At 57.4% G+C, this 20,541-nt stretch carries 13 protein-coding genes; 9 read left to right on the top strand and 4 right to left on the bottom strand.

The window, feature by feature from the left end; translation table 11 throughout:
• Window positions 1–70: 70 nt before the first annotated feature.
• Window positions 71–7,000, top strand: a complete 6,930-nt coding sequence (locus P4L78_RS06500; RefSeq protein WP_309327340.1) for a beta-1,3-glucanase family protein — start codon at window positions 71–73, stop codon at window positions 6,998–7,000.
• 100 nt (window positions 7,001–7,100) lie between these two features.
• Here P4L78_RS06500 and P4L78_RS06495 read toward each other — a convergent pair whose 3' ends face one another.
• The 3 genes from P4L78_RS06495 to P4L78_RS06485 all read right to left on the bottom strand — a co-directional run bounded on the left by P4L78_RS06495 (window position 7,101) and on the right by P4L78_RS06485 (window position 9,543).
• A complete protein-coding gene (locus P4L78_RS06495; protein WP_283150440.1) occupies window positions 7,101–7,925 on the bottom strand; it encodes an alpha/beta fold hydrolase in 825 nt (274 codons plus the stop codon).
• Window positions 7,926–8,250: 325 nt separating this feature from the next.
• A complete protein-coding gene (locus P4L78_RS06490) occupies window positions 8,251–8,742 on the bottom strand; it encodes a hypothetical protein (RefSeq protein ID WP_309327339.1) in 492 nt (163 codons plus the stop codon).
• 210 nt (window positions 8,743–8,952) lie between these two features.
• Window positions 8,953–9,543: a superoxide dismutase gene (locus P4L78_RS06485; RefSeq protein ID WP_283150438.1), complete on the bottom strand. Its 591-nt coding sequence runs from the start codon at window positions 9,541–9,543 to the stop codon at window positions 8,953–8,955.
• A 369-nt stretch (window positions 9,544–9,912) separates the two neighbouring features.
• On the opposite strand from P4L78_RS06485, the gene P4L78_RS06480 reads away from it, so the two are divergent.
• From P4L78_RS06480 to P4L78_RS06470, 3 genes are all read left to right on the top strand, one after another.
• Entirely contained in the window at window positions 9,913–10,839 is a 927-nt protein-coding gene (locus P4L78_RS06480) for a CobD/CbiB family protein (RefSeq protein WP_283150437.1), read from the top strand.
• A 145-nt stretch (window positions 10,840–10,984) separates the two neighbouring features.
• On the top strand, window positions 10,985–11,638 hold the full coding sequence (locus P4L78_RS06475) for a fumarylacetoacetate hydrolase family protein (protein WP_309327338.1): 654 nt from the start codon (window positions 10,985–10,987) through the stop codon (window positions 11,636–11,638).
• Window positions 11,635–12,102, top strand: coding sequence for a GNAT family N-acetyltransferase (locus P4L78_RS06470; protein ID WP_309327337.1), 468 nt, complete (start codon window positions 11,635–11,637; stop codon window positions 12,100–12,102). The genes P4L78_RS06475 and P4L78_RS06470 overlap by 4 nt, the downstream gene beginning before the upstream one ends.
• 44 nt (window positions 12,103–12,146) lie before the next feature.
• On the opposite strand, the gene tsaD is transcribed toward P4L78_RS06470, so the two are convergent.
• Window positions 12,147–13,163 carry a tRNA (adenosine(37)-N6)-threonylcarbamoyltransferase complex transferase subunit TsaD gene (tsaD, locus tag P4L78_RS06465; protein WP_309327336.1) on the bottom strand — a complete coding sequence of 339 codons (1,017 nt, stop codon included), beginning with the start codon at window positions 13,161–13,163 and terminating at the stop codon, window positions 12,147–12,149.
• 159 nt (window positions 13,164–13,322) lie between these two features.
• Between tsaD and rpsU the strand changes: the two genes are divergently transcribed.
• The 5 genes from rpsU to P4L78_RS06440 all read left to right on the top strand — a co-directional run bounded on the left by rpsU (window position 13,323) and on the right by P4L78_RS06440 (window position 20,404).
• Window positions 13,323–13,535 (top strand): 30S ribosomal protein S21, encoded by a 213-nt coding sequence (gene rpsU, locus P4L78_RS06460; protein ID WP_053936257.1) that lies wholly within the window; start codon window positions 13,323–13,325, stop codon window positions 13,533–13,535.
• A 111-nt stretch (window positions 13,536–13,646) separates the two neighbouring features.
• Window positions 13,647–14,087 carry a GatB/YqeY domain-containing protein gene (locus P4L78_RS06455; RefSeq protein WP_283150433.1) on the top strand — a complete coding sequence of 147 codons (441 nt, stop codon included), beginning with the start codon at window positions 13,647–13,649 and terminating at the stop codon, window positions 14,085–14,087.
• Window positions 14,088–14,168: 81 nt separating this feature from the next.
• Window positions 14,169–16,172 carry a DNA primase gene (gene dnaG / locus P4L78_RS06450; protein ID WP_309327335.1) on the top strand — a complete coding sequence of 668 codons (2,004 nt, stop codon included), beginning with the start codon at window positions 14,169–14,171 and terminating at the stop codon, window positions 16,170–16,172.
• 148 nt (window positions 16,173–16,320) lie between these two features.
• Window positions 16,321–18,273: an RNA polymerase sigma factor RpoD gene (rpoD, locus tag P4L78_RS06445; protein WP_309327334.1), complete on the top strand. Its 1,953-nt coding sequence runs from the start codon at window positions 16,321–16,323 to the stop codon at window positions 18,271–18,273.
• 880 nt (window positions 18,274–19,153) lie between these two features.
• Window positions 19,154–20,404 (top strand): glycosyltransferase family 4 protein, encoded by a 1,251-nt coding sequence (locus P4L78_RS06440; protein ID WP_309327333.1) that lies wholly within the window; start codon window positions 19,154–19,156, stop codon window positions 20,402–20,404.
• The last annotated feature ends 137 nt before the right edge of the window (window positions 20,405–20,541 follow it).

The raw sequence follows: 20,541 nt of genomic DNA, 5'->3' as shown, positions 1-20,541 counted from the left end.
ACCCAGCCGGCGATCCAGTCGTTCGACGAATCCGTCGCCGTGCTATCCGCAGTATGCGAAGGGGTCATTCATGAAACTTTACGGAACCGGGGCGTGGGGGCGGATATGCATCTGTCTTACCGCCATTTCGGTGTTCACGGGGCTACTGGCGCCTGCCGCTGAGGCGGTATCGCTGGCGCCCTCTGAACGCGTCAAAATCAATCTTGGCGAAACGCCATGGAAATACATCAAGGATCAGGACCCGGCCACGGCCATGCAGCCGGGGTTTGATGATTCTGGCTGGCTGTCGGTCGGCGTGCCGTACTCAGCCAATCAGCTCAATACCTTTATCAACACTGAATCAGGTGGCGGCGAGGGCGATCTGGACGGCACCAAAAACTGGTATCGCAAGCATTTCACGCTTGATCCGTCCTACGCCAGCCGCAAGGTGATGGTGGAATTTGAAGGTGCCCACACCGGCGTGCAGGTGTACATCAATGGCACCTTCATTCCCGGCACCAGTGCCATCAACCCGCAAGCCACACACGTGGTCGGGTTTATTCCGTTCGTGGTGGATCTGACGCCGTACGTGAAGTTTGACGGCTCGGACAACGTGCTGGCGGTGAAAGTAGCTAAGGGCGACACCTTCTTTGAATCGCCCGGATTCTCGCAGGCTTTCCGCTTTGGGCAGTCCGATGCGGGTCTGTTCCGCCCGGTGTACATGTACATCACCGACAAGGTGCATATTCCGGTCAACGTGTATTCCGGGCAAAACACCTGGGGCACCTACGTGGCAACGGTGAGCGCCAGTGATGCCTCGGCCACCATTGATGTGCAGACCAACGTGCTGAACGAGGGCACGTCGGCACAACCGGTGACGCTGACTACACAGATTGTAGATGCCAGTGGCAATGTGGTGGCCACCGCGCAAAGCCAGAAGACCATTCCCGCCAATGCGTCGCCGGGTTTGCATCCGCAGTTGTTTGACCAGACCCTGACGGTGACCAACCCGACACTCTGGTATCCCAACAACAGCATTTACGGCAAACCGTATATGTACAAGGTGTTCCACACCGTCAGTATCAATGGCGTGGTGGTCGATGCCGTGCAAAGCCCGCTGGGGATTCGCACCATCACCTGGGACAAAGACCTGCCCAGTATCAATGGTCATCGCATGTTCTTGTGGGGCGGTTCCAGTCGTTATGACTATCCGGCGCTAGGCACCTCGGTACCGGAAGAACAACAGTGGCGCGATTTGAAACTGATGGCTGCCGCCGGTGGCAATCTGTGGCGGCCAGGGCATTCCACCTCCAGCCCGGAATTTGTCGATGCCGCTGACGCTTACGGTATTTTCATTATCCAGCCCAGTGGCGATGGCGAAAACGGTTTTGCCGACGCCTGCACCACGCCGCCGTGCGACAAGCAGACACTCAAGAGCGAACTGCATCGCGACATGATTATCCGCGACCGCAGCCACCCGTCGATTCTGGCGTGGGAAGCGGATAACGGCGCCACGGACACCACCTTCGCACAGAGCCTGAAAGCGCTGTCGCAAGTATGGGACCCGATCAACACCCGCGCGCAATCTGACCGCACGCCCAATCCGGCCAACGGCGATATCCTCGGTTGCACCATGGAAGGTTGCGAGGTGTTGACCAAGCAAACCTACCCGAGCAAACCGGCCTGGGGTTCTGAATACTGGGGCGCCGGTACAGCGCGTCAGGCTTGGGATTACGAACTGGCTTTTGCTGCGCCGTTCCTGGATAACTGGCGCAAAGGCGTAGCTGTGAACGCCTTCGGCATGGCGCAGTGGTATTTCGCCGATTCTCCGGGCGAAAGCAGCACCTACGTGGAAGGCACGACTGGCCCCGGCGTACGTTCGCTGGGTGCTTCCATGGTCGACATGAACCGGTTCCCCAAGCTGCTGTACTACGTTTACGAAGCCGCGTGGACACCGTATTCGCTCAAGCCGGTGGTCAAGCTGGCGCACCACTGGAATCGCTCTGGCAATATCCAGGTAAACGCATTCAGTAATTGTCCGGCAGTGCGTTTGCTGATCAATGGCCAACCGCAAGGCGCCGATCAAACGCCGAATCCGTGGAACTCCGATTCCAGCGCCAATCTGAGCCAGAACACCACCAAAATGCCATTTCAGGTGCACTGGAATGTGACTTGGGCAGCGGGGACGGTCACCGCCGAATGTCTGGATCAATACGGAGCCGCACAAGCCACCGACACCAAAACCACGGCGGGAGCCGAAGACCATATCCTGCTGACGGTTGAGCCAGGTCTGGTCAAGCCGGATGGCACGGCGTTTGCGGTCACTGCCAATGGCTCGGATGCGGCCTTCATTACTGCGCAGGTGGTCGATGCGCAGGGCAATCTGGTGCCGACTGCGGCCGACAATGTCACCTTTGCGGTGAGTGGTCCGGCCACATATCAAGGCGGGTCTGAGCAGTATGTAACAGCGGGCCAGCCGCTGACCTATCACGCGCCGGGCGATCATGAACTGCAAGTAGAGGGCGGTCAGACCAAAATTGCCCTGCGTGCCCAGTTCACTGCTGGTGCGGTTACGGTCACGGCGACAGCGCCGGGGCTGCGCAGCGGGTCGGTGACGTATACCGTCCAGCCGATCAACCACACCACGCCACCGGCAGAAGCGCCGTCAATCATTGCGCAACCGGTGGCGACTTCGGTTACGGCCGGGCAACCTGCGTTGTTCTCGGTCACCGCTTCGGGCGCGGCACCGTTGCTGTTCCAGTGGTACAAAAACGGGGTGGCGATTTCCGGTGCGGTAGGTGCCAGTTACAGTTCGCCAGCGACCAGTCAGGCCGACAGTGGTGCCAGCTTTACGGTGAAAATCACCAACAGCCTGGGCAGCGTGACTTCCAATGCTGCGGCGGTCACCGTGGTCAACGCCGCCGCACCGGCTATCCAGACCCAACCGGCTGCGCAGACAGTCGATGCCGGTCAGACGGCGCACTTTGCCGTGGCGGCCAACGGTTCGCCCACGCTGCAGTACCAGTGGCTGAAAAACGGCGCGGCGATCTCTGGTGCCATCGGGACCAGTTACGACACGCCGGTGGTCAGCACTGCCAACAACGGCGAGTTGTATTCGGTGACGATCACCAATCCGGTAAGTTCGGTGACTTCGGCTGCGGTACGGCTGACGGTGAACGCGGCCACTGTGCCAAACATCACTACGCCACCGAACAGCATTGTGGCCATTCCAGGCCAGCCAGCCAGCTTCACGGTGGTGGTATCGGGCTCGTCGCCGTTCCATTATCAGTGGCAGAAAGACGGCAGCAATGTCGGGACAGACTCGGCCACCTTCACCATTCCGGCGGTACAGAACAGTGACGCTGGCAATTACACGGTGACGGTGAACAATATTGCCGGCACCGTTACCAGCGCGGTCGCCACATTGAAAATGGCACCACCGGGCGTGAATCTGGCGCTGAACAAAACGGCCTCGGCCAGCAGTTACGAGAACCAGCAAGGTAACCCGGCTTCCAACGTGGTGGATGGCAGTACCAGCACCAAGTGGGGCTCGGCGTTTGTTGATCCATCCTGGATTGAAATCGATCTGGGCGCGGTGACGGCGTTCAACCGCATCATCCTGCGCTGGGAAGCCGCTTATGCCGTGGCTTATCAGATTCAGGTGTCCAACGACAATGCCAACTGGACGACCGTTTACACCCAGACTGCAGGCACGGGTGGCAATGAAGACTTCAGCTTTCCGACAGCACGCGCCCGTTATGTGCGGATGTACGGCACCCAGCGCGGCACGCAGTACGGATATTCGCTGTATGAGTTCGAGGTCTATAACGTGGCCAATTGCGGTGATGCCAACGAGCGTTACACGGTCGTTGATACCGCCACAGTGAAGGACAATCTGACGCAGTTGTTGTGGAAGCGTGCGCAATACACCTACACGACTCAAGGGGCGCAGTTCACCCAGCAAGTCGCCGCCGGTTACTGCGCCAGCCAGAACATGCGCTTGCCGACCAAGGACGAAGCACTCGCCATCAGCGGCAATAACGCGGCCTCATGCGCCTTCCCGTCGCCGTGGAATACCTGGACTTCGACCGCCTACGAGCAAGACAACACATATGCATACTGGGTGTCGTCTTCGGGCAATGCCACGCCAGCCGTAGCCAATAACTTCCCGGGTTGGGCGTTGTGCACGGCAGGTTCGTCTGCGGCAGCACCGACCATCACCGCGCAACCGGTCAATCAGACGGTGGCAGTGGGCCAGACAGCGACGTTTACCGTCACGGCCAGCGGCACCGGTTTGAGTTACCAGTGGTTGAAGAACGGCACGGCCATCGCATCGACTACCGTCGGTTCGTACACCACGCCAGCAACGGTGGCGGGTGATAACGGCGCTGTCTTCTCGGTGCTGATTACCAACAGCCAGGGCGGCAGCGTGACCAGCAATACCGCCGTGCTGACCGTGACTGGCGGCAACAATGGTGGTGGCGGCACTACGGTGAACTTGGCGCTGCATCAAGCGGCAACGGCCAGTGGCTATGAAAACCCCACCGTCAATGCGGCATCGATGGCGTTTGATGGTGATACCACCACCACCCGCTGGTCCTCGGCCTTTGTTGACCCGGGCTGGCTGGCGGTTGACCTGGGCTCGGCCAAAGCGTTTGACCATGTGATCCTGCGTTGGGAAGCCGCGTATGCCACGGCCTACCAGATTCAGGTATCCAGCGATAACCAGAACTGGACTGCGGTCTATACGCAAACTGCGGGCGTGGGTGGCGTGGAAGATATCCACTTTGCTGCCACCACCGCACGTTATGTGCGCATGTATGGCACAGCGCGGGCGACGGCATATGGCTACTCACTGTGGGAATTCGAGATCTATTCGACCACAGCGCCAACCATCACCACGCAACCGGCTAACCAGAGCGTAACTGCTGGTCAGACCGCCAACTTCAACGTGGTTGCGACGGCAGGTAGCACCTTGAAATACCAGTGGCAAAAGAACGGCTCGGCGATTGCCGGGGCGACTGGCGCCAGCTACACCACGCCAGCCACGGTGGCTGCCGATAACGGTGCGGTGTTTAGCGTCACCATTACCGATGCCAATGGCACCAGCCTGACCAGCAATCCGGCCTCGCTGACCGTAGGTGCTGGTTCGGGTGGCACGGGTGGAAGCGGCGGTACTGGCGGCACGGGTAGCACTGGTACCAACCTGGCATTGGGCAAAACCGCCACGGCCAGCGGCAATGAGAACCCGGCGTTCTCGTTACCGGCCTACGTGACTGATGGTGATCTGACCACTCGTTGGTCTTCGCTGGCGGTCGATCCATCATGGGTGCAGATTGATCTGGGTTCCGCCCAGACCATCGGACGCGTCATCCTGCGTTGGGAAGCCGCCTACGGCAAGGTGTACCAGATTCAGGTGTCCAGTGATGCCCAGAACTGGACCACGGCCTACACGCAGAACAACGGCGTGGGCGGGACGGAAGATATTTCCTTCCCGACCGTGAGCGGGCGTTATATCCGCATGTATGGCACGCAACGTGGCACGGGTTATGGCTACTCGCTGTATGAGTTCGAGGTCTATACCGCGCTAGCGGCAAGCGGCAGCGCGCCAACCATTAGCGCGCAACCGGCCAGCGAAACGGTGGCTGTTGGTGCCACGGCGCAGTTTGCCGTGACGGCTGGCGGCACCGGGCCATTTACCTATCAATGGAACAAAAACGGGACTGCAATAACGGGAGCAACCGCAGCCAGTTACACCACGCCAGCAACCACTGCCGCCGATAATGGCGCCACCTTCAACGCCGTGGTGAAGAATGCGGGCGGGTCGGTGACGTCCAGCAACGCGGTGTTAACGGTTGGCGGTGCTGTCGGTGCCAGCGCACCGGCGTACACCGTCTATCCAGGCTTTGTGGGGATTGATCTGCAAAACAATACCCACGGAGCATGGACTGATAGCCAGGTGTATATCGCGGTGATCGGGCGTGATCCGGCAACCGGCCAGTTCTCCTGGCTCAAGCCCGATGGCACCATCACCCAGGCGCAAGTGGCAGATAACACCGGACCTAACCACCTGACCAAGAACGGCCAGAACTATTCGAACTACTTCTTCACGTTGGCGCAAAGCAAGCTGCTGAAGTTGCCGAAGATGGATTCGGGCCGGGTATTTGTGTCGCTGGGCAGCCCGATGTATATCCCCATCCTGACTGATGCCAATGGCAACGTCGGTTTCGCCGGGCCTAACCCGTTGAATACCAGCGATTCCAACATCGACGTCAACTATGACTGGTACGAGTTCACCTACAACACCACCGGTTTGTGGATCAACACCACGCAAGTGGATGAGTTCGGCATTCCGCTGATGGTCGATGTATGGGGCGCTAACCAGACCTTCCACATGCAGACCGGTACCGGTGAACCCGTCGCCGCCATCTACAACGAGTACGTGAACGAAACCCCGGCCGAGTTCCACCTCACGCCGCCCGCGCTGCCCCGCATCATGGCGCCCGGCAAGAGCACGTTTGATGTCGGCCAGGCTAATCAACACTACTTTGATGCCTACGTGAACCAGATCTGGACCCAATACACCACCAGCACCCTCACGGTAGATATGTGGGGTGGCAGCCGCCGGTTTGTGGGGCAGGTGCAGGGTACGACCATGGTCTTTACCGAGGTCAACCTGAACAATGGCGCGTATGTGGGCGGTACCTACAACGTCAGCAAACCCACCACCCAGGACATTCTGGAAGGCAAGGGCACGCTGGCGACAGGTAACAGCACCGAGCTGGCACTGGAGGCCCAGATTTGCGCTGCGTTCAATCGTCACATCATGCAAGACGTTACGCAGTGGGCCACTCCCGCAGCGTGGTATCAAGCTGCACCGGCCAACTACTACGCCAAGTTCTGGCATACCCACAGCGTGGGTGGCCTGGCGTACGGCTTTGCTTATGACGATGTGTCTAACCAGAGCTCGACCATCATGTCGCCTTCGCCAGAACATGCGGCGCTGGGTATCAGTTGGTAATGAGGTAATGAGTTCGGGCTGACAGCCAACAAAAAGCCCCTTCCGTGTGGAAGGGGCTTTTTTTATCCGATTTATCCGATCACGCCAGATAGCGGACTGGTCAGCTCTGGATAAACGCCAGCAAATCGGCGTTCACCTGGTCTTTATGGGTATCGGTCAAACCATGTGGTGCGCCCGGATAAACCAGCAATTTGGCGTGTTCGATGATCTTGGCCGAGGCTCGGCCCGCTGCGTCAATCGGCACAATCTGGTCATCGTCGCCGTGAATGATCAAGGTCGGGATATCAAACTTTTTCAGATCGTCGCGAAAGTCGGTTTCTGAAAACGCCTTGATGCTGTCATAGGTGTTTTTGTGGCCACCAATCATGCCCTGGAGCCACCACGAATCAATCAAGCCTTGCGACACTTTGGCGCCCGGCCGGTTAAAGCCGTAAAACGGGCCGGACGGAATGTCCTTGAACAGTTGCGAGCGATCCGCCAGCAGCCCGGCACGAATGCCGTCAAACACCTCAATCGGCAAGCCGCCGGGGTTGGTGTCGGTTTTGAGCATCAGCGGCGGCACGGAGGAGATCAGCCCCGCTTTAGCCACGCGTTTGGTGCCGTGGCGACCAATGTAGCGGGCCACTTCACCACCACCGGTCGAGAAACCAAACAGCACGGCATTTTTGATATCCAGCACCTCAAGCAACTCGGCCAGATCATCGGCGTAATGATCCATATCGTTGCCATCCCACGGCTGGCTGGAACGGCCGTGCCCGCGGCGATCATGTGCAATGCAGCGATAGCCATGCGATGCCAGGAAGTACATTTGTGATTCCCAGCTATCTGAATCCAGTGGCCAGCCGTGGCAGAACACCACCGGCTGCCCGCTACCCCAATCCTTGTAATAAATTTCCGTACCGTCACGCGTGGTAATGGTGCCCATCTGGTTACTCCGTGGTGAAGTATTGCTTTGGGTTGGAAGGACTTGCTACGAGGTGATTTGAACGGGCGGCAAAGCTGCGAAGACAATGTGCACAAGCTGACTGAATGATTCGGCCCTCGACATTGCACTGCAGCAAAATCACCCGGGTGGTTCAGATTGGTAGCTGATCACTGTTTTCGAAAGGAAAAATATCCAGCGCACGACAGGCGGCGGTTTGCCCACCTGATAACCGCCTGCTTGCGCTGACTTTTGAGGCTTGAACAAGCAGGATGCGGTTGCGGGCGCAGACAGAGATCGCCGCGGGGAGAGGCGTGATGCGGCCAGGCTAGATCCTGGATGCGGTTCTTTTCAGATAGCGCAATTGCAGTGTGGCCCCGATCAAAAACAGCAGCACCAGCACCGCTGTGGCCGCTTTCAGGCCGGGCGCATCGGCGTTTTCAAAGATCGGCGCGCCTTGCGGCAGGCGAGTGGAGGTTTCGGTAATGGCCGGAATGAAATGAAACAGGATGGTCAGTGAATAGGCCAGTGCTTCGACTTTCCCGGCCGCCCCGCCAAACCATGGCGTCAGCACCGCTGCGAGCGCAACTGCCACGGCGATCAAGGTGAGGATCGCCAGCGCATGCGGTTTGCCAAAGCCACCATGTTGAAAGATGCCTAGCGCGGTAATGCAGGTAAGGACGGTGGTGCAGACGTACACCTTACCCAGCGCCGTGCGCCAGGTAATGCGCTTGTCGAGCACTAGCGCTACAAGGCCGGCGGCAAGCGCGACAACGCTGATGGCGGTATGGACCAAACCCAGAGTGGTGAGTGCTGACATAGGTGGACCCCTGAAGTTGAATGATCAAAAATGACAATGGCATTCAACAGCATAGTTGCTGTGGTCCAACAGGCCAGACTTTCCGGGTAGAGATGAGGTGATAGGGTTTGCGAGGCCATAAAAAAGCCCTGCTGCGGTATGCAGAGGGCTTTTTTTTGCAAGATGCTCAGGCTTGTTCACAAAGATCTGTGAACAAGTTCCGGCAATTGCTTAGGCGAAACGTTGGGCGATTGCGTCCCAGTTCACCAGCTTCCAGAAACCACCAAGGTAGTTCGGACGGCTGTTGCGGTAGTCGATGTAGTACGCGTGTTCCCACACGTCACAGGTCAACAGGGCAACATCAGCGCCGGTCAGCGGGGTAGCCGCGTTGGAGGTGTTGACGATATCAACCGAACCGTCGGCCTTCTTCACCAGCCAGGTCCAGCCGGAACCGAAGTTGCCAGCAGCAGAAGCATTGAATGCTTCTTTGAACTTGTCGAACGAGCCCCACTTGGCATCGATGGCAGCAGCCAGAGCGCCAGTTGGAGTGCGATCTGCGTCAGCCGCGTTCGGTGTGAAACCCAGCCAGAAGAAGGTGTGGTTCCAGATTTGTGCGGCGTTGTTGAACAGGCCACCTGCTGGCGCTTTCTTGACGGTTTCTTCCAGGCTGGCGTTCTCGAACTCGGTACCCTTGATCAGGTTGTTCAGGTTCGTGATGTAAGTCTGGTGATGCTTGCCGTAGTGGTATTCCAAAGTTTCTTTGGACATGTACGGTGCGAGTGCGTCGAGTGCGTACGGCAGTTCAGGCAGTTGATGCGCCATGGGATTCTCCTCGGTTGGCAGGGTTGGCAGATCGTCGCGGGCCTGGCCTGAAAGGCTGCCTGATACGTCTGCACCTGGAAAACGGAATGTGGAAATGTGATTTTATAACAAATTGGGTGACAGGCAGATGATTTCAACCCCGCCGCCCAGGCGAATTAACCCGCCCCAGGTCCGCCTGTTTGGGCGGTCATCACCGCCTGTGGTATCTTGCGGGCCTGGAGTGTTGGCGCCAGGCGTTTGTTGCTGCGGGCGCGCCAACTTTACATCTATCCTGTAATCATACGAAAAATCCGAAGCGGCGCCGCACGTGTTAGCCCGATTTGCCGGTCAGCCCCGTCTGACAGTTGCCCGCTTCGCTGGATGGAACTTATGACCTTTCTGTCACTGATCCTTGCATTGGCGCTTGAACAACTGCGCCCCATCAGCAGCCGCAATCCGGCTTATCTGGCATTTGTGCGCATGGCCAATAATCTGGAACGCAGCCTGGATGCTGGCGAATTCCGCAATGGCGTTTATGGCTGGTTGCTGGCCATGCTGCCACCGCTGGTTGTCGCCATTGCCGTGTATTTCCTGCTGGCACATAACAGCTCAGCGCTGGCCATCGTCTGGACCGTGGCCGTGTTGTATTTCACCATGGGCTTTCGCCAGTTCAGCCACGCGTTCTCCGGTATCTCCAAAGCCTTGCAAGTGGGTGATGTCGACGGTGCACGCCTGCTGCTGGCCGACTGGACTGGCCAACACACCTCGGAAATGAGCGAAGACGAAATCTCGCGTCTGGCCATCGAACAAGGTCTGGTGGATTCCTACCGTTACGTGTTCGGCACCGTATTCTGGTTTGTGGCGCTGGGCTGGTTTGCTGGCCCCGCTGGCGCAGTGTTGTATCGCACCTCCAGCCTGCTGGCGCAAAAGTGGGGCGCGTTCGAGAACCAGAACGCCTTCGGCCGCTTTGCGCGCTGGGCGCAAGACATGCTTGATTACATTCCGGTGCGTCTGACCGCGGTGAGCTTCGCCATCATGGGCGACTTCCAGGACGCCGTGGATTGCTGGAGCGCACAGGCGCGGACTTGGGTGGATTACACCAGCGGCATCTTGCTGTCGGCAGGCGCGGGTGCCATCGGCATCAAGTTGGGTGACGTGCTGCATCAGGATCACACCGTGAAATTCCGCCCCGAACTGGGTTTGGGCGATGCGGCCAATCCGGATTATCTGGCCAGCGCGGTTGGCTTGATCTGGCGTTCGGTGTTGTTGTGGCTGGCGCTGATTCTTTTGTTCAGCATTGCGCGCTGGGTTGGCTGACAGGGCAGGCATCTGCCGGGACGTGGTTGCAGCCATTCGCATCCCCGTACGCAGCAAATAACTCGTTGGAAAAAGCCCGATAACGGTTTTGTTCACAGCCTCAAGCGTGCAAAATAGCGCCTCGACCAGCCCAGTGGAGAGCCTCGTGCCGCAAATCCGGATTGCCGATCAACAGTTCGCTGTTGCCAATATTTTCTGTGTGGGTCGCAATTTTCAGGCCCATGCAGCCGAAATGGGCTCTTCCATCGGCGAAGAGCCCATGGTGTTTCTCAAGCCGACCTCTGCCATTGTCCCGCCCGGCGCCACTATTCCGCTGCCGTCGTGGTCGAAAGAAATCCATCACGAAACCGAACTGGTTGTCGCCATAGGCCGCAGCGGACGCGATATCGCCAAGGCCGATGCCATGTCTTATGTGGCCGGTTATGCTTTGGGACTGGATTTAACCGCGCGGGACATACAGGCCGAAGCCAAAAAGAAAGGCCAGCCCTGGACCTTGGCCAAAGGCTACGCGGGCGCCGCCGTACTGACCGACTTCGTGCCCGCCAGCGCCATCCCGCATCCAGAACAAATTGGTTTCACGCTGCACATTGACGGCCAGCTGCGCCAGAGCGCCGATACCCGCAATATGGTGTTTGATATCCCGACGCTGATTGCGTGGATTTCTGCGCGCTTTGGGCTGACTGAAGGTGATCTCATTTACACCGGCACGCCCGAAGGCGTTGGCCCGATCCACGCCGGTGAAACCTTGCAACTGGTTTTGCCCGGCTTGATTGATCAAAGCTTCACGGTGGCGCAATGAAGGTGCTGCGCACGGGCGCGGGCGATTTGTCGGCGCTGCAGGCCTGTTTCTTTGCCTCGGTTTCAGTGCTGACTGCCGCTGATTACAGCTTGCAGCAACGGCGCGCCTGGATTGACCGGGCGCTGGCAAAGCAGGAAACCTGGCGCGAGAAGCTTTCCAGCCAGTTTGGCTGGAAGGTAACCGATGAAGACCGCATTCTCGGCTTCGTTTTGCTGGTGCCGCAAGATTGCCTGATCGACTGGTTATACGTCGCGCCCACTGCCGCCAACTCGGGCGTGGCCACGTTGTTGCTGCGCGAGGTCGAGCGCACCGCACGCATTCTGGGTATGCCCACGTTGCGCACCGAAGCCAGCCTTACCGCACAACCCTTCTTTTTGCGGCGCGGTTATGCGCTGGTGGAGCAGCGCAGCGTGGATATTGATGGCTGCGTCTTGCCCAACGCACTGATGGAAAAAACGCTGTAGGGTGGCTTCGCCGCAGGCCAGCCACCGCTGCGGGCGGTGGATTGCTACGCCACCGATGGCAAGCTGGCCAGATCCCAGCGCGGTCGCACGTTGTAGCTGTAATCCGGTTCGGCAAACTTCAATCGCATGGCCCCCGCAAATGCAATCATCGCGCCATTGTCGGTACATAGCTCAAGCGGTGGATAGAACACTTCATGCCGACGGCGCTGCGCAGCGTCGTTCAAGCCTGCGCGTAATTGCCGGTTGGCGCCCACACCGCCCGCAATCACCAGTCGTTGCATGCCGGTTTGCTTGAGCGCGGCCAGACACTTCTTGACCAGCACTTCGACGATTGCTTCCTGAAACGCCGCGCAGATATCGGCGGTGGTGGTTTCATCCAGCACGGGCTGCTGTTTTACCAGATTCAGCACAGCGGTTTTGAGGCCGGAAAAGCTGAAATCCAGGTCGCCCGAGTGCAGCATCGGCCTTGGCAGTTTGAAGCGGGTGGCATCGCCGGTGTCGGCTAGCTTGGACAGTGCCGGGCCGCCTGGATAACCCAGACCCAATAGCTTGGCCGATTTATCAAAGGCTTCGCCAGCAGCATCATCCACGGTTTCACCCAACAATTCATATTGGCCAATCCCGAGTACCGCCATCAGCTGCGTGTGACCACCAGATACCAGCAAGGCAATGAAGGGAAAGGCGGGGCGCGGTTCGGCCAGCAACGGTGACAACAGATGGCCTTCCAGGTGATGCACCTCAATCACCGGCTTTTGCAGCGCAAAGCCCAAGGCATTGGCCACACTCGCGCCCACCAGCAACGCGCCAGCCAACCCGGGCCCGGCGGTATAGGCGATGGCATTGAGGTCTTGCAGTGTGACGCCAGCTTCAGCCAGGCAGGCTTCGGTCAGCGGCAGCACGCGGCGGATGTGATCGCGCGAGGCCAGTTCCGGCACCACGCCACCATATTCGGTATGCATGGCAATTTGCGAGTGGATGCGATGCGCCAGCAAGCCACGCTCGCTGTGATACAGCGCTACGCCGGTTTCGTCGCAGGAAGATTCGATGCCTAGCACCAGCATGTTGTAGCCTTGTCACTTAACGTATTGATTAACCAGGGCGTAATCGTACCCGTTCACGCCACACCCGCAAAGCAGAGGGTTTTGACATTTGCTTTTCTCTGATGGATAATCGCTGCCTTTATTCCGGGCTTTAGCCCTAACACACAGGATTTCTGCTCGATGCCTTCTGTACGCGTTAAAGAAAACGAGCCTTTTGAAGTAGCAATGCGCCGCTTCAAGCGCTCGGTTGAAAAAACTGGTTTGTTGACTGAACTGCGTTCGCGCGAGTTTTACGAAAAGCCTACTGCTGAACGCAAGCGCAAGCTCGCTGCAGCTGTGAAGCGCCACTACAAGCGCCTGCGCAGCCAGCAATTGCCCCCGAAGCTGTACTAAGCCGGGTAGCAACCGAATTCTGAGAGGCCGCACGTGTGCGGCCTTTCCGTCTTTGTGTCGTTCGCTGCTACATCTGTCCGCTGTCTATTCATTCATCAAAAAGGAAACATCATGAGCCTTAAGGCACGCATTACCAATGACATGAAGACGGCGATGAAGGAAAAGCAGACAGAGCGGCTGGGTACGATCCGTCTGTTGCTGGCAGCCATGAAGCAGCGCGAAGTCGACGAACGCATCGAACTGGATGATGCCGCCATTGCGGTCATTATCGAGAAGATGCTCAAGCAACGCAAAGACAGCATCACCCAATTTGAAGCCGCAAACCGCCAGGATCTGGCCGACAAAGAGAAATTCGAAGTCGGCGTGCTGACCGAATATCTGCCGGCACGTTTATCCGATGCAGAAGTGGCTGCGGCCGTTGATGCCGCCATCACCACGCATGGCAAGACCCCGACCGCAATGGGCAAGATCATGGCTGATCTGAAAGCACAGCTGGCTGGCAAGGCCGATATGGCCGAAGTGAGCAAGCTGGTTAAAGCTGGCATGCAATAAGAAGTGAGGGTGAGCAAGAGGTTGGACGGACTGGTTTCAGATTGAAATCACCTTCGTTTTGATCGCTTGCCCGTCACGCTGATGGCCCGTATTCCAGAGTCGTTCATTCAGGATTTGTTGAACCGCGTTGATATTGTGGACGTGGTTGAACGCTATCTGCCGCTGAAAAAAGCCGGCATGAACTACTCTGCCTGCTGCCCGTTCCACAAAGAGAAATCGCCATCATTCACGGTTAGTCCGACCAAGCAGTTTTATCACTGCTTCGGTTGCGGTGCGCACGGTTCTGCCGTGGGTTTTGTCATGGAGTTTGAAGGGCTGTCTTACCCGGAGGCGATCCGCAAGCTGGCGGAAGTTGCCGGGATGCAGGTGCCCGAAGAGGCAGGTAGTCCGGAAGAAGCCAAGGCAGAGCCGGGGATTTACGACGTCCTCAAGGCGGCGAGTGATTATTACCGCCAGCAGCTCAAAACTGCACCGCAAGCCATTCAGTATCTGAAAGGGCGTGGGCTGGACGGAAAAACTGCAGCGCGCTTCGGTCTTGGCTATGCGCCGAGCGGTCAGGCGCTCAAAAAAGTATTTGAAGACTACGACTGGAACAAGTTGCTGGCTGAGGCTGGGTTGGTGGGCGACGATGAAGAAACGCATCGACGTTACGACCGGTTTCGGGATCGGGTGATGTTCCCGATTCTGAATCAGCGTGGTTCAGTGATCGGTTTTGGTGGTCGGGTGATGGGTGATGCCAAGCCCAAGTATTTGAACAGCCCGGAAACACCGGTATTTGAGAAAGGGCGAGAATTGTACGGCCTGACTCAGGCGCGAGCATCCATTCGCGAGCGCGGCCGGGTGCTGGTGGTTGAGGGCTACATGGATGTAGTGATGCTGGCGCAGCACGGCGTGGAATACGCGGTGGCAACGCTGGGCACCGCGTGTACACCCAACCACGTGCAAAAATTGCTGAAGCTGGCCGATGAAGTGGTTTTCTGTTTTGACGGTGACAAAGCGGGGCGCAAAGCAGCCTGGCGGGCGCTGGAAAACAGTCTGGAATATCTGGTAGACGGCAAGCGACTGGCGTTTCTGTTTTTGCCGGAAGAACACGATCCGGATAGTTACGTGCAGGCCTTCGGGCGTGAGCGCTTTGAACAAGTCTTGGCGCAAGATGCGGTGCCACTGGCGCAATTTTTACTGCGTGAACTTGCATCGCAGGTTGAACTGGAAAGCGAAGAAGGGCGTGCGCGGCTGGTTCATCTGGCCAAGCCTTTGATGGCGAAAGTCCATGCCCCGGCGTATGCGCTGATGGTCAAGAAACGACTGGCGGAATTATGCCGACTGGAACTCTCCGAGCTTGAACCCATATTAGGTACAACAAGCACCGGAAATACCGGCAGGAGCTTTGCTGGTCCTGGCGCAAGTGGTTATGGGCAAGGCGGTGTTGATGGTGGCAACTTTGATGATGCGGATTTTCACCACCAACAAGCCAACAGCTATCGGGATGAGGGAGATTTTCAGTCGCCGCCGCCAAGACAGTTTCAGCGGCGCAACGAGAATTCCGGTGGCTGGAAGAGCGACTTCAAAAGCGGTAGCACCTGGAAAGGTAAGGGGCGTGGCAAGTGGCGCAATGATGCGGATGAGCGCCCGTTTCTGCCGCCGCGAGTCCAGCCAGACATGGTGCAAGGGCTATTGCAATTGTTGTTGTTTGACCCGTCATTGGCCACGCATGGCGAGCCGGTCTGGCTGACCTGGCCCACCAATGGTGACGATCTGCTACTGGATATTTTGCAGTCCGCAAGGCAGTACGGTTCACGCATGAATTCGGCGCAGTTGCTGGAGTTGTGGCGTGAGTCTGAAAGTTATAACAAGTTGGCGGGAATGGCCCGTACTGGCGCTGCCAGATTTGAGCGCTGGTCGGCCGAAGAGCGGCAGCTGGAGTTTGTGAATTCGCTAACTGCAGCCGGGCAAAGTCTGATTCGCGCGGCTACACTGAACCGAAAGGAAGAACTGGAATTCCGGCAGGCCCACGGTGGTTTGTCTGATGTTGAAAGGCAAGAGTATATGGCGCTGCTGGTCCAGTCCCGTACAGCGACAAACTGACATGAAACAAATGGATGTCACTGTGACCCAGTGTCCGAAAGGGCCTTTGGCACTATGACAAGTAAACGAATCTTCTGATCCCCTGTGGGTCAGAGGGTTATCTGATATAATCCTCGGTTTTTCCGAATCTTTCTGAGTCTCACGAGTCATGGCGGCAGAACACGAATTCGACAAAGAAGACATCGAACGCACCGATTTCCGCGAAGGGAACCGGGAGGGCGACGATGAACCACTTGATCCAGAAGCCCGGAAGGCAAAGTTCAAGTCACTGATCGTGCTCGGTAAAGAGCGCGGTTATCTTACGTACGCTGAAATAAACGACCACTTGCCTGAAGACATGCTCGATGCCGAGCAGATCGAAGGCGTGATCAGCATGATCAGCAACATGGGTATCCAGGTCTACGATGAGGCGCCCGACGCCGAAGACCTGCTGATGTCCGATGCCACACCGGCAGTTGCAGATGATGATGCGGTTGAAGAGGCCGAAGCAGCACTTTCCTCTGTGGATTCCGAGTTTGGCCGTACCACCGATCCGGTGCGTATGTACATGCGCGAAATGGGCACGGTTGAGCTGCTGACCCGCGAAGGCGAAATTGAAATCGCCAAGCGGATCGAAGACGGCCTCAAGCACATGATCCAGGCGATCTCGGCTTGTCCGACCACCATCACCCAGATTCTGGAGTTGGTGGACAAGGGCTTGAACGACGAGATTCGTATCGATGACATCATCGACGGTTTCATTGATCCGAACGCGGTAGAAGAAGTTGCTCCGCCGCCGGTTGAAGTGACTGAAGAAGATGAGCTGAGCGATGACGAAGAAGCAGAAGAAGGCGATGAAGAAGCCGACGCTGCCGCCATCTCCAGTGCCAATCTGGAACTCCTGAAAACCCAGGCGCGCGAGCGCTTCGAGATCGTGCGTGCTGCTTATGCCCGCATGGTGGCATCGCTGCAAAAAGACGGCGTGCAAAGCAAGGGTTATCGCGAGTCGCAGCAAACCATCGCTGACGAATTCCAGAACATCCGCTTCTCCGCTCGCCAGGTTGAAGCGCTGTGTGATCACCTGCGTACCATGGTTGATGAAATTCGCGGTTACGAGCGCGAAATCATGGACCTGTGTACCCAGAAAGTGCGCATGCCGCGTGAACACTTCATCAAAACCTTCCCGGGTCGCGAAACCGATCTGGAATGGGTCATTGAAGAGCTGTCTTCTGGTCAGAACTACGCCGACATCCTTGAGCGCTATCAACACGCGATCATGGAAAAGCAAGGTCGCCTGAAAGAGTTGCAAGAAAAGGCAATGCTCCCGATCAAGGAGCTCAAGGAAATCAACCGTCAAATGTCGACGGGTGAAGCCAAGGCACGTCGCGCCAAGCGCGAAATGATTGAGGCCAACCTGCGTCTGGTGATCTCCATTGCCAAGAAGTACACCAACCGTGGCTTGCAGTTCCTCGACCTGATCCAGGAAGGCAATATCGGCCTGATGAAGGCCGTGGACAAGTTCGAATACCGTCGCGGTTACAAGTTCTCGACCTACGCAACGTGGTGGATCCGTCAGGCCATTACGCGCTCGATCGCTGACCAGGCACGCACCATCCGGATTCCGGTTCACATGATCGAAACGATCAACAAAATGAACCGTATCCAGCGCCAGATTCTGCAGGAAACCGGTCTTGAGCCGACTCCGGAAGAACTGGCTGGCCGGATGGAAATGCCGGAAGACAAGATCCGCAAGATCTTGAAGATCGCCAAAGAACCGATTTCGATGGAAACACCGATCGGTGACGATGACGATTCGCATCTGGGCGACTTTATTGAAGACTCGGTCACGGTAGCTCCGGCAGAAGCAGCGGTTTACGCTGGCCTGCGTGAAGCGACCCGTGAAGTGCTCGATACCCTCACACCACGTGAAGCCAAAGTGCTGCGCATGCGTTTTGGTATCGATATGAGCACCGACCATACGCTGGAAGAGGTAGGCAAACAGTTTGACGTGACGCGTGAGCGGATTCGTCAGATCGAAGCCAAGGCGCTGCGCAAGCTGCGTCACCCGACCCGGTCAGAACGGTTGAAGAGTTTTCTTGAAAGTGTGAGCAACGAGCCTTAATATCACGCCTCTTGCCGGTGCTTGTTCTGCTTTGGCCTTGTGCCAGAACAGGACCGCCCCGGCAGGTAGCTTGAGTAAGTAGGGCCTCTAGCTCATGCCTGGTTAGAGCAGCGGACTTAAAGGATGATCTTCCTGCGGCTCGCAAGAGTACGGAAAATCATTGTATGGGTTGCCTTGGGGTAAGTTGACTCTGCCCCTTGGTAGAACTGCTCAAATTCGGGGAAGCCTCTGGCTGCGGTTGGGTTGCAGGCCGTGGTAATCCCGAGCGAAGCCTGTTTGTTCAACGCTGGTTGTATGAACAGGAACGTGTAGAGACTGTACGGGCAGGTCGTAAAGACAAGAGACAGTCCAGACCACAAACCCGAAAGGGGCGGCGAAAGCCGTAGCTGGTAAGCATAATCCGTTGGTGCCGAGTTCGACTCTCGGGGGGCCCACCAAACATCTGTGTGCTGCCTGGCAGCGCCCAAAAACCCCTGCAAGCGCATGCTTTGCAGGGGTTTTTTCATTTTCCCCTATCCCAAAGCCCATAAATTCACCTCGCACGATCCGGATTTTTGCGCGGCAGGATTTACCGTTTCCTGAACCCGCAGATATGGCTTGAGCATCGTGATTTGTCTGCGTTGTTATTCTCTCCTTAGAAAAATTTCATTCAAGTTTGCGCTAGACTGACTGACTCTTTCTGCTAATCTGCAGCCATTGAAAGATAAATGCTGCGATGCAGTATTGGGGTTTATTCCGGTCCGCATTTGTGCCCAAGCCGGGTCAACAGGTTGGCAAATGAACAGAACATTTGCCGACCGGAGCCTGTGCCCACTGCAAGATTGCTTGGGCTGGATTGACTGCAATTGAATCAAGTTTGTAACGGGGAAACGACAAGACCATGCCCAACCGGCCAGAACAAGACACAGTGCAGACACCGCCACGCCTTGCCGTCATGATTTGCGAAGAACTGCCTCGTCCGGGCGAGAACGGGCCGGGCAGCTACAATCTCACCATCTTGCGGGCGCTTGCCGCACTGGGTTACCACTTGCATATTGTGGTGACCGGTCTGAATGTTGGCGGGCGCGCCAGCCCGGCACAAATCGATTGCACCTTGCAGTTTCTGCATGCTCGCCGCGTCGGGCCGTGGCTTGTTCCAACCTCGCTGGGTGCCGCTGCGCGCTTTATCAAAACAGTGCTCAAAGCGGGGCCGCGTAAAGCTGGTGCAAATGGCAGCAAGGTGGCGTGGATTGGCCGCTTTTTGTCCGATGCCGAGACTCGCGCCATTGCCGGCAAGCTGCCTCAGGGGCGCATCGATGCGGTGTTCATCGATACCATCTTCCGTTCGGCGGCGTTGCAGTCTGTCGTCGCGGGCACCAGGGCGCTAGTGGCACACGACGTGTTTTATCAACGCAGTGCATCATTTCGGGCCAATGGCTTTACCCCCAAGCCCGCCGTTGATGCCAAGCTGGAAGGGCAGAAGCTGCAATCGTTTGACGCGATTATTGCGATTAATGACCGCGATCACAGCGAACTGGCCGAACTGGCGCCGTCATCGCGCGTGTGTACGATTTTGCCGGTGGTGGGGGATGCAGGCGCGTGCATTTCGGCCAAAAGCGATGCCCGCCGCGACCCGCACAAGATCTTCTATCTGGGCTCTCGGGCGTATCACAATGTCGATGGCATTCGCTGGTTTCTCTCGCATGTCTGGCCGCTGGTGCAGACGCACATTCCCGATGCCAGTATCGAGATCGTGGGTGGCGTTTGTGCCGAGGTCCCGCCTGGTCTGAACAATGTGACCTTGCACGGGCGGGTGGAGCAACTGGATGAGATTGCCGACCGCTGCAGCTTTGCGGTCAATCCGGTGTTGATGGGCAGCGGCATCAAAATCAAGATGGTTGAATATTTCTGCCTGGGGCTGGGCTGCATCACGACCGCCAACGGTGCCGCAGGCTTTCCCGAAGAGGGCAGCCTGCCCTACACAGTGGCCGACGGCGTAGAGGCTTTCGCCCAGACCATCGTTGCCATGATGCAAACCCCCGCTGAGCCCAAAGCCCTGCGCGATGCCACTCAGGCATATACCCGCCATTTTTCTCATGAAGCGGCCGTGGCCAAAATGCATGCACTGCTACAGCAGGTGCAACCGCACTGACGGTTATCTCTCGCGCCACTGGCCTGCGTTCTCATTTATCCCTCACTGCGCGCGTCGCTGACACATTGCTGCGACTGTGAACTAGCTCGCATAAATATCCAGTCAGGTGCAATGGCTGTTAGCTCAATTGCGTGGTC

The organism is Silvimonas sp. (assembly GCF_031291215.1).
Lineage (GTDB): Bacteria > Pseudomonadota > Gammaproteobacteria > Burkholderiales > Chitinibacteraceae > Silvimonas > Silvimonas soli.
This window is presented reverse-complemented; position numbering and strand designations above follow the sequence as displayed.

Bases quoted from the DNA above. Each gene is read 5' to 3' on its own strand.
- P4L78_RS06480 (WP_283150437.1), top strand. From the start codon at position 9,913: ATGACCTTTCTGTCACTGATCCTTGCATTGGCGCTTGAACAACTGCGC.
- P4L78_RS06440 (WP_309327333.1), top strand. From the start codon at position 19,154: ATGCCCAACCGGCCAGAACAAGACACAGTGCAGACACCGCCACGCCTT.
- tsaD (WP_309327336.1), bottom strand. From the start codon at position 13,163: ATGCTGGTGCTAGGCATCGAATCTTCCTGCGACGAAACCGGCGTAGCG.
- P4L78_RS06495 (WP_283150440.1), bottom strand. From the start codon at position 7,925: ATGGGCACCATTACCACGCGTGACGGTACGGAAATTTATTACAAGGAT.
- P4L78_RS06500 (WP_309327340.1), top strand. From the start codon at position 71: ATGAAACTTTACGGAACCGGGGCGTGGGGGCGGATATGCATCTGTCTT.
- dnaG (WP_309327335.1), top strand. From the start codon at position 14,169: ATGGCCCGTATTCCAGAGTCGTTCATTCAGGATTTGTTGAACCGCGTT.
- rpoD (WP_309327334.1), top strand. From the start codon at position 16,321: ATGGCGGCAGAACACGAATTCGACAAAGAAGACATCGAACGCACCGAT.
- P4L78_RS06470 (WP_309327337.1), top strand. From the start codon at position 11,635: ATGAAGGTGCTGCGCACGGGCGCGGGCGATTTGTCGGCGCTGCAGGCC.
- rpsU (WP_053936257.1), top strand. From the start codon at position 13,323: ATGCCTTCTGTACGCGTTAAAGAAAACGAGCCTTTTGAAGTAGCAATG.
- P4L78_RS06455 (WP_283150433.1), top strand. From the start codon at position 13,647: ATGAGCCTTAAGGCACGCATTACCAATGACATGAAGACGGCGATGAAG.
- P4L78_RS06485 (WP_283150438.1), bottom strand. From the start codon at position 9,543: ATGGCGCATCAACTGCCTGAACTGCCGTACGCACTCGACGCACTCGCA.
- P4L78_RS06490 (WP_309327339.1), bottom strand. From the start codon at position 8,742: ATGTCAGCACTCACCACTCTGGGTTTGGTCCATACCGCCATCAGCGTT.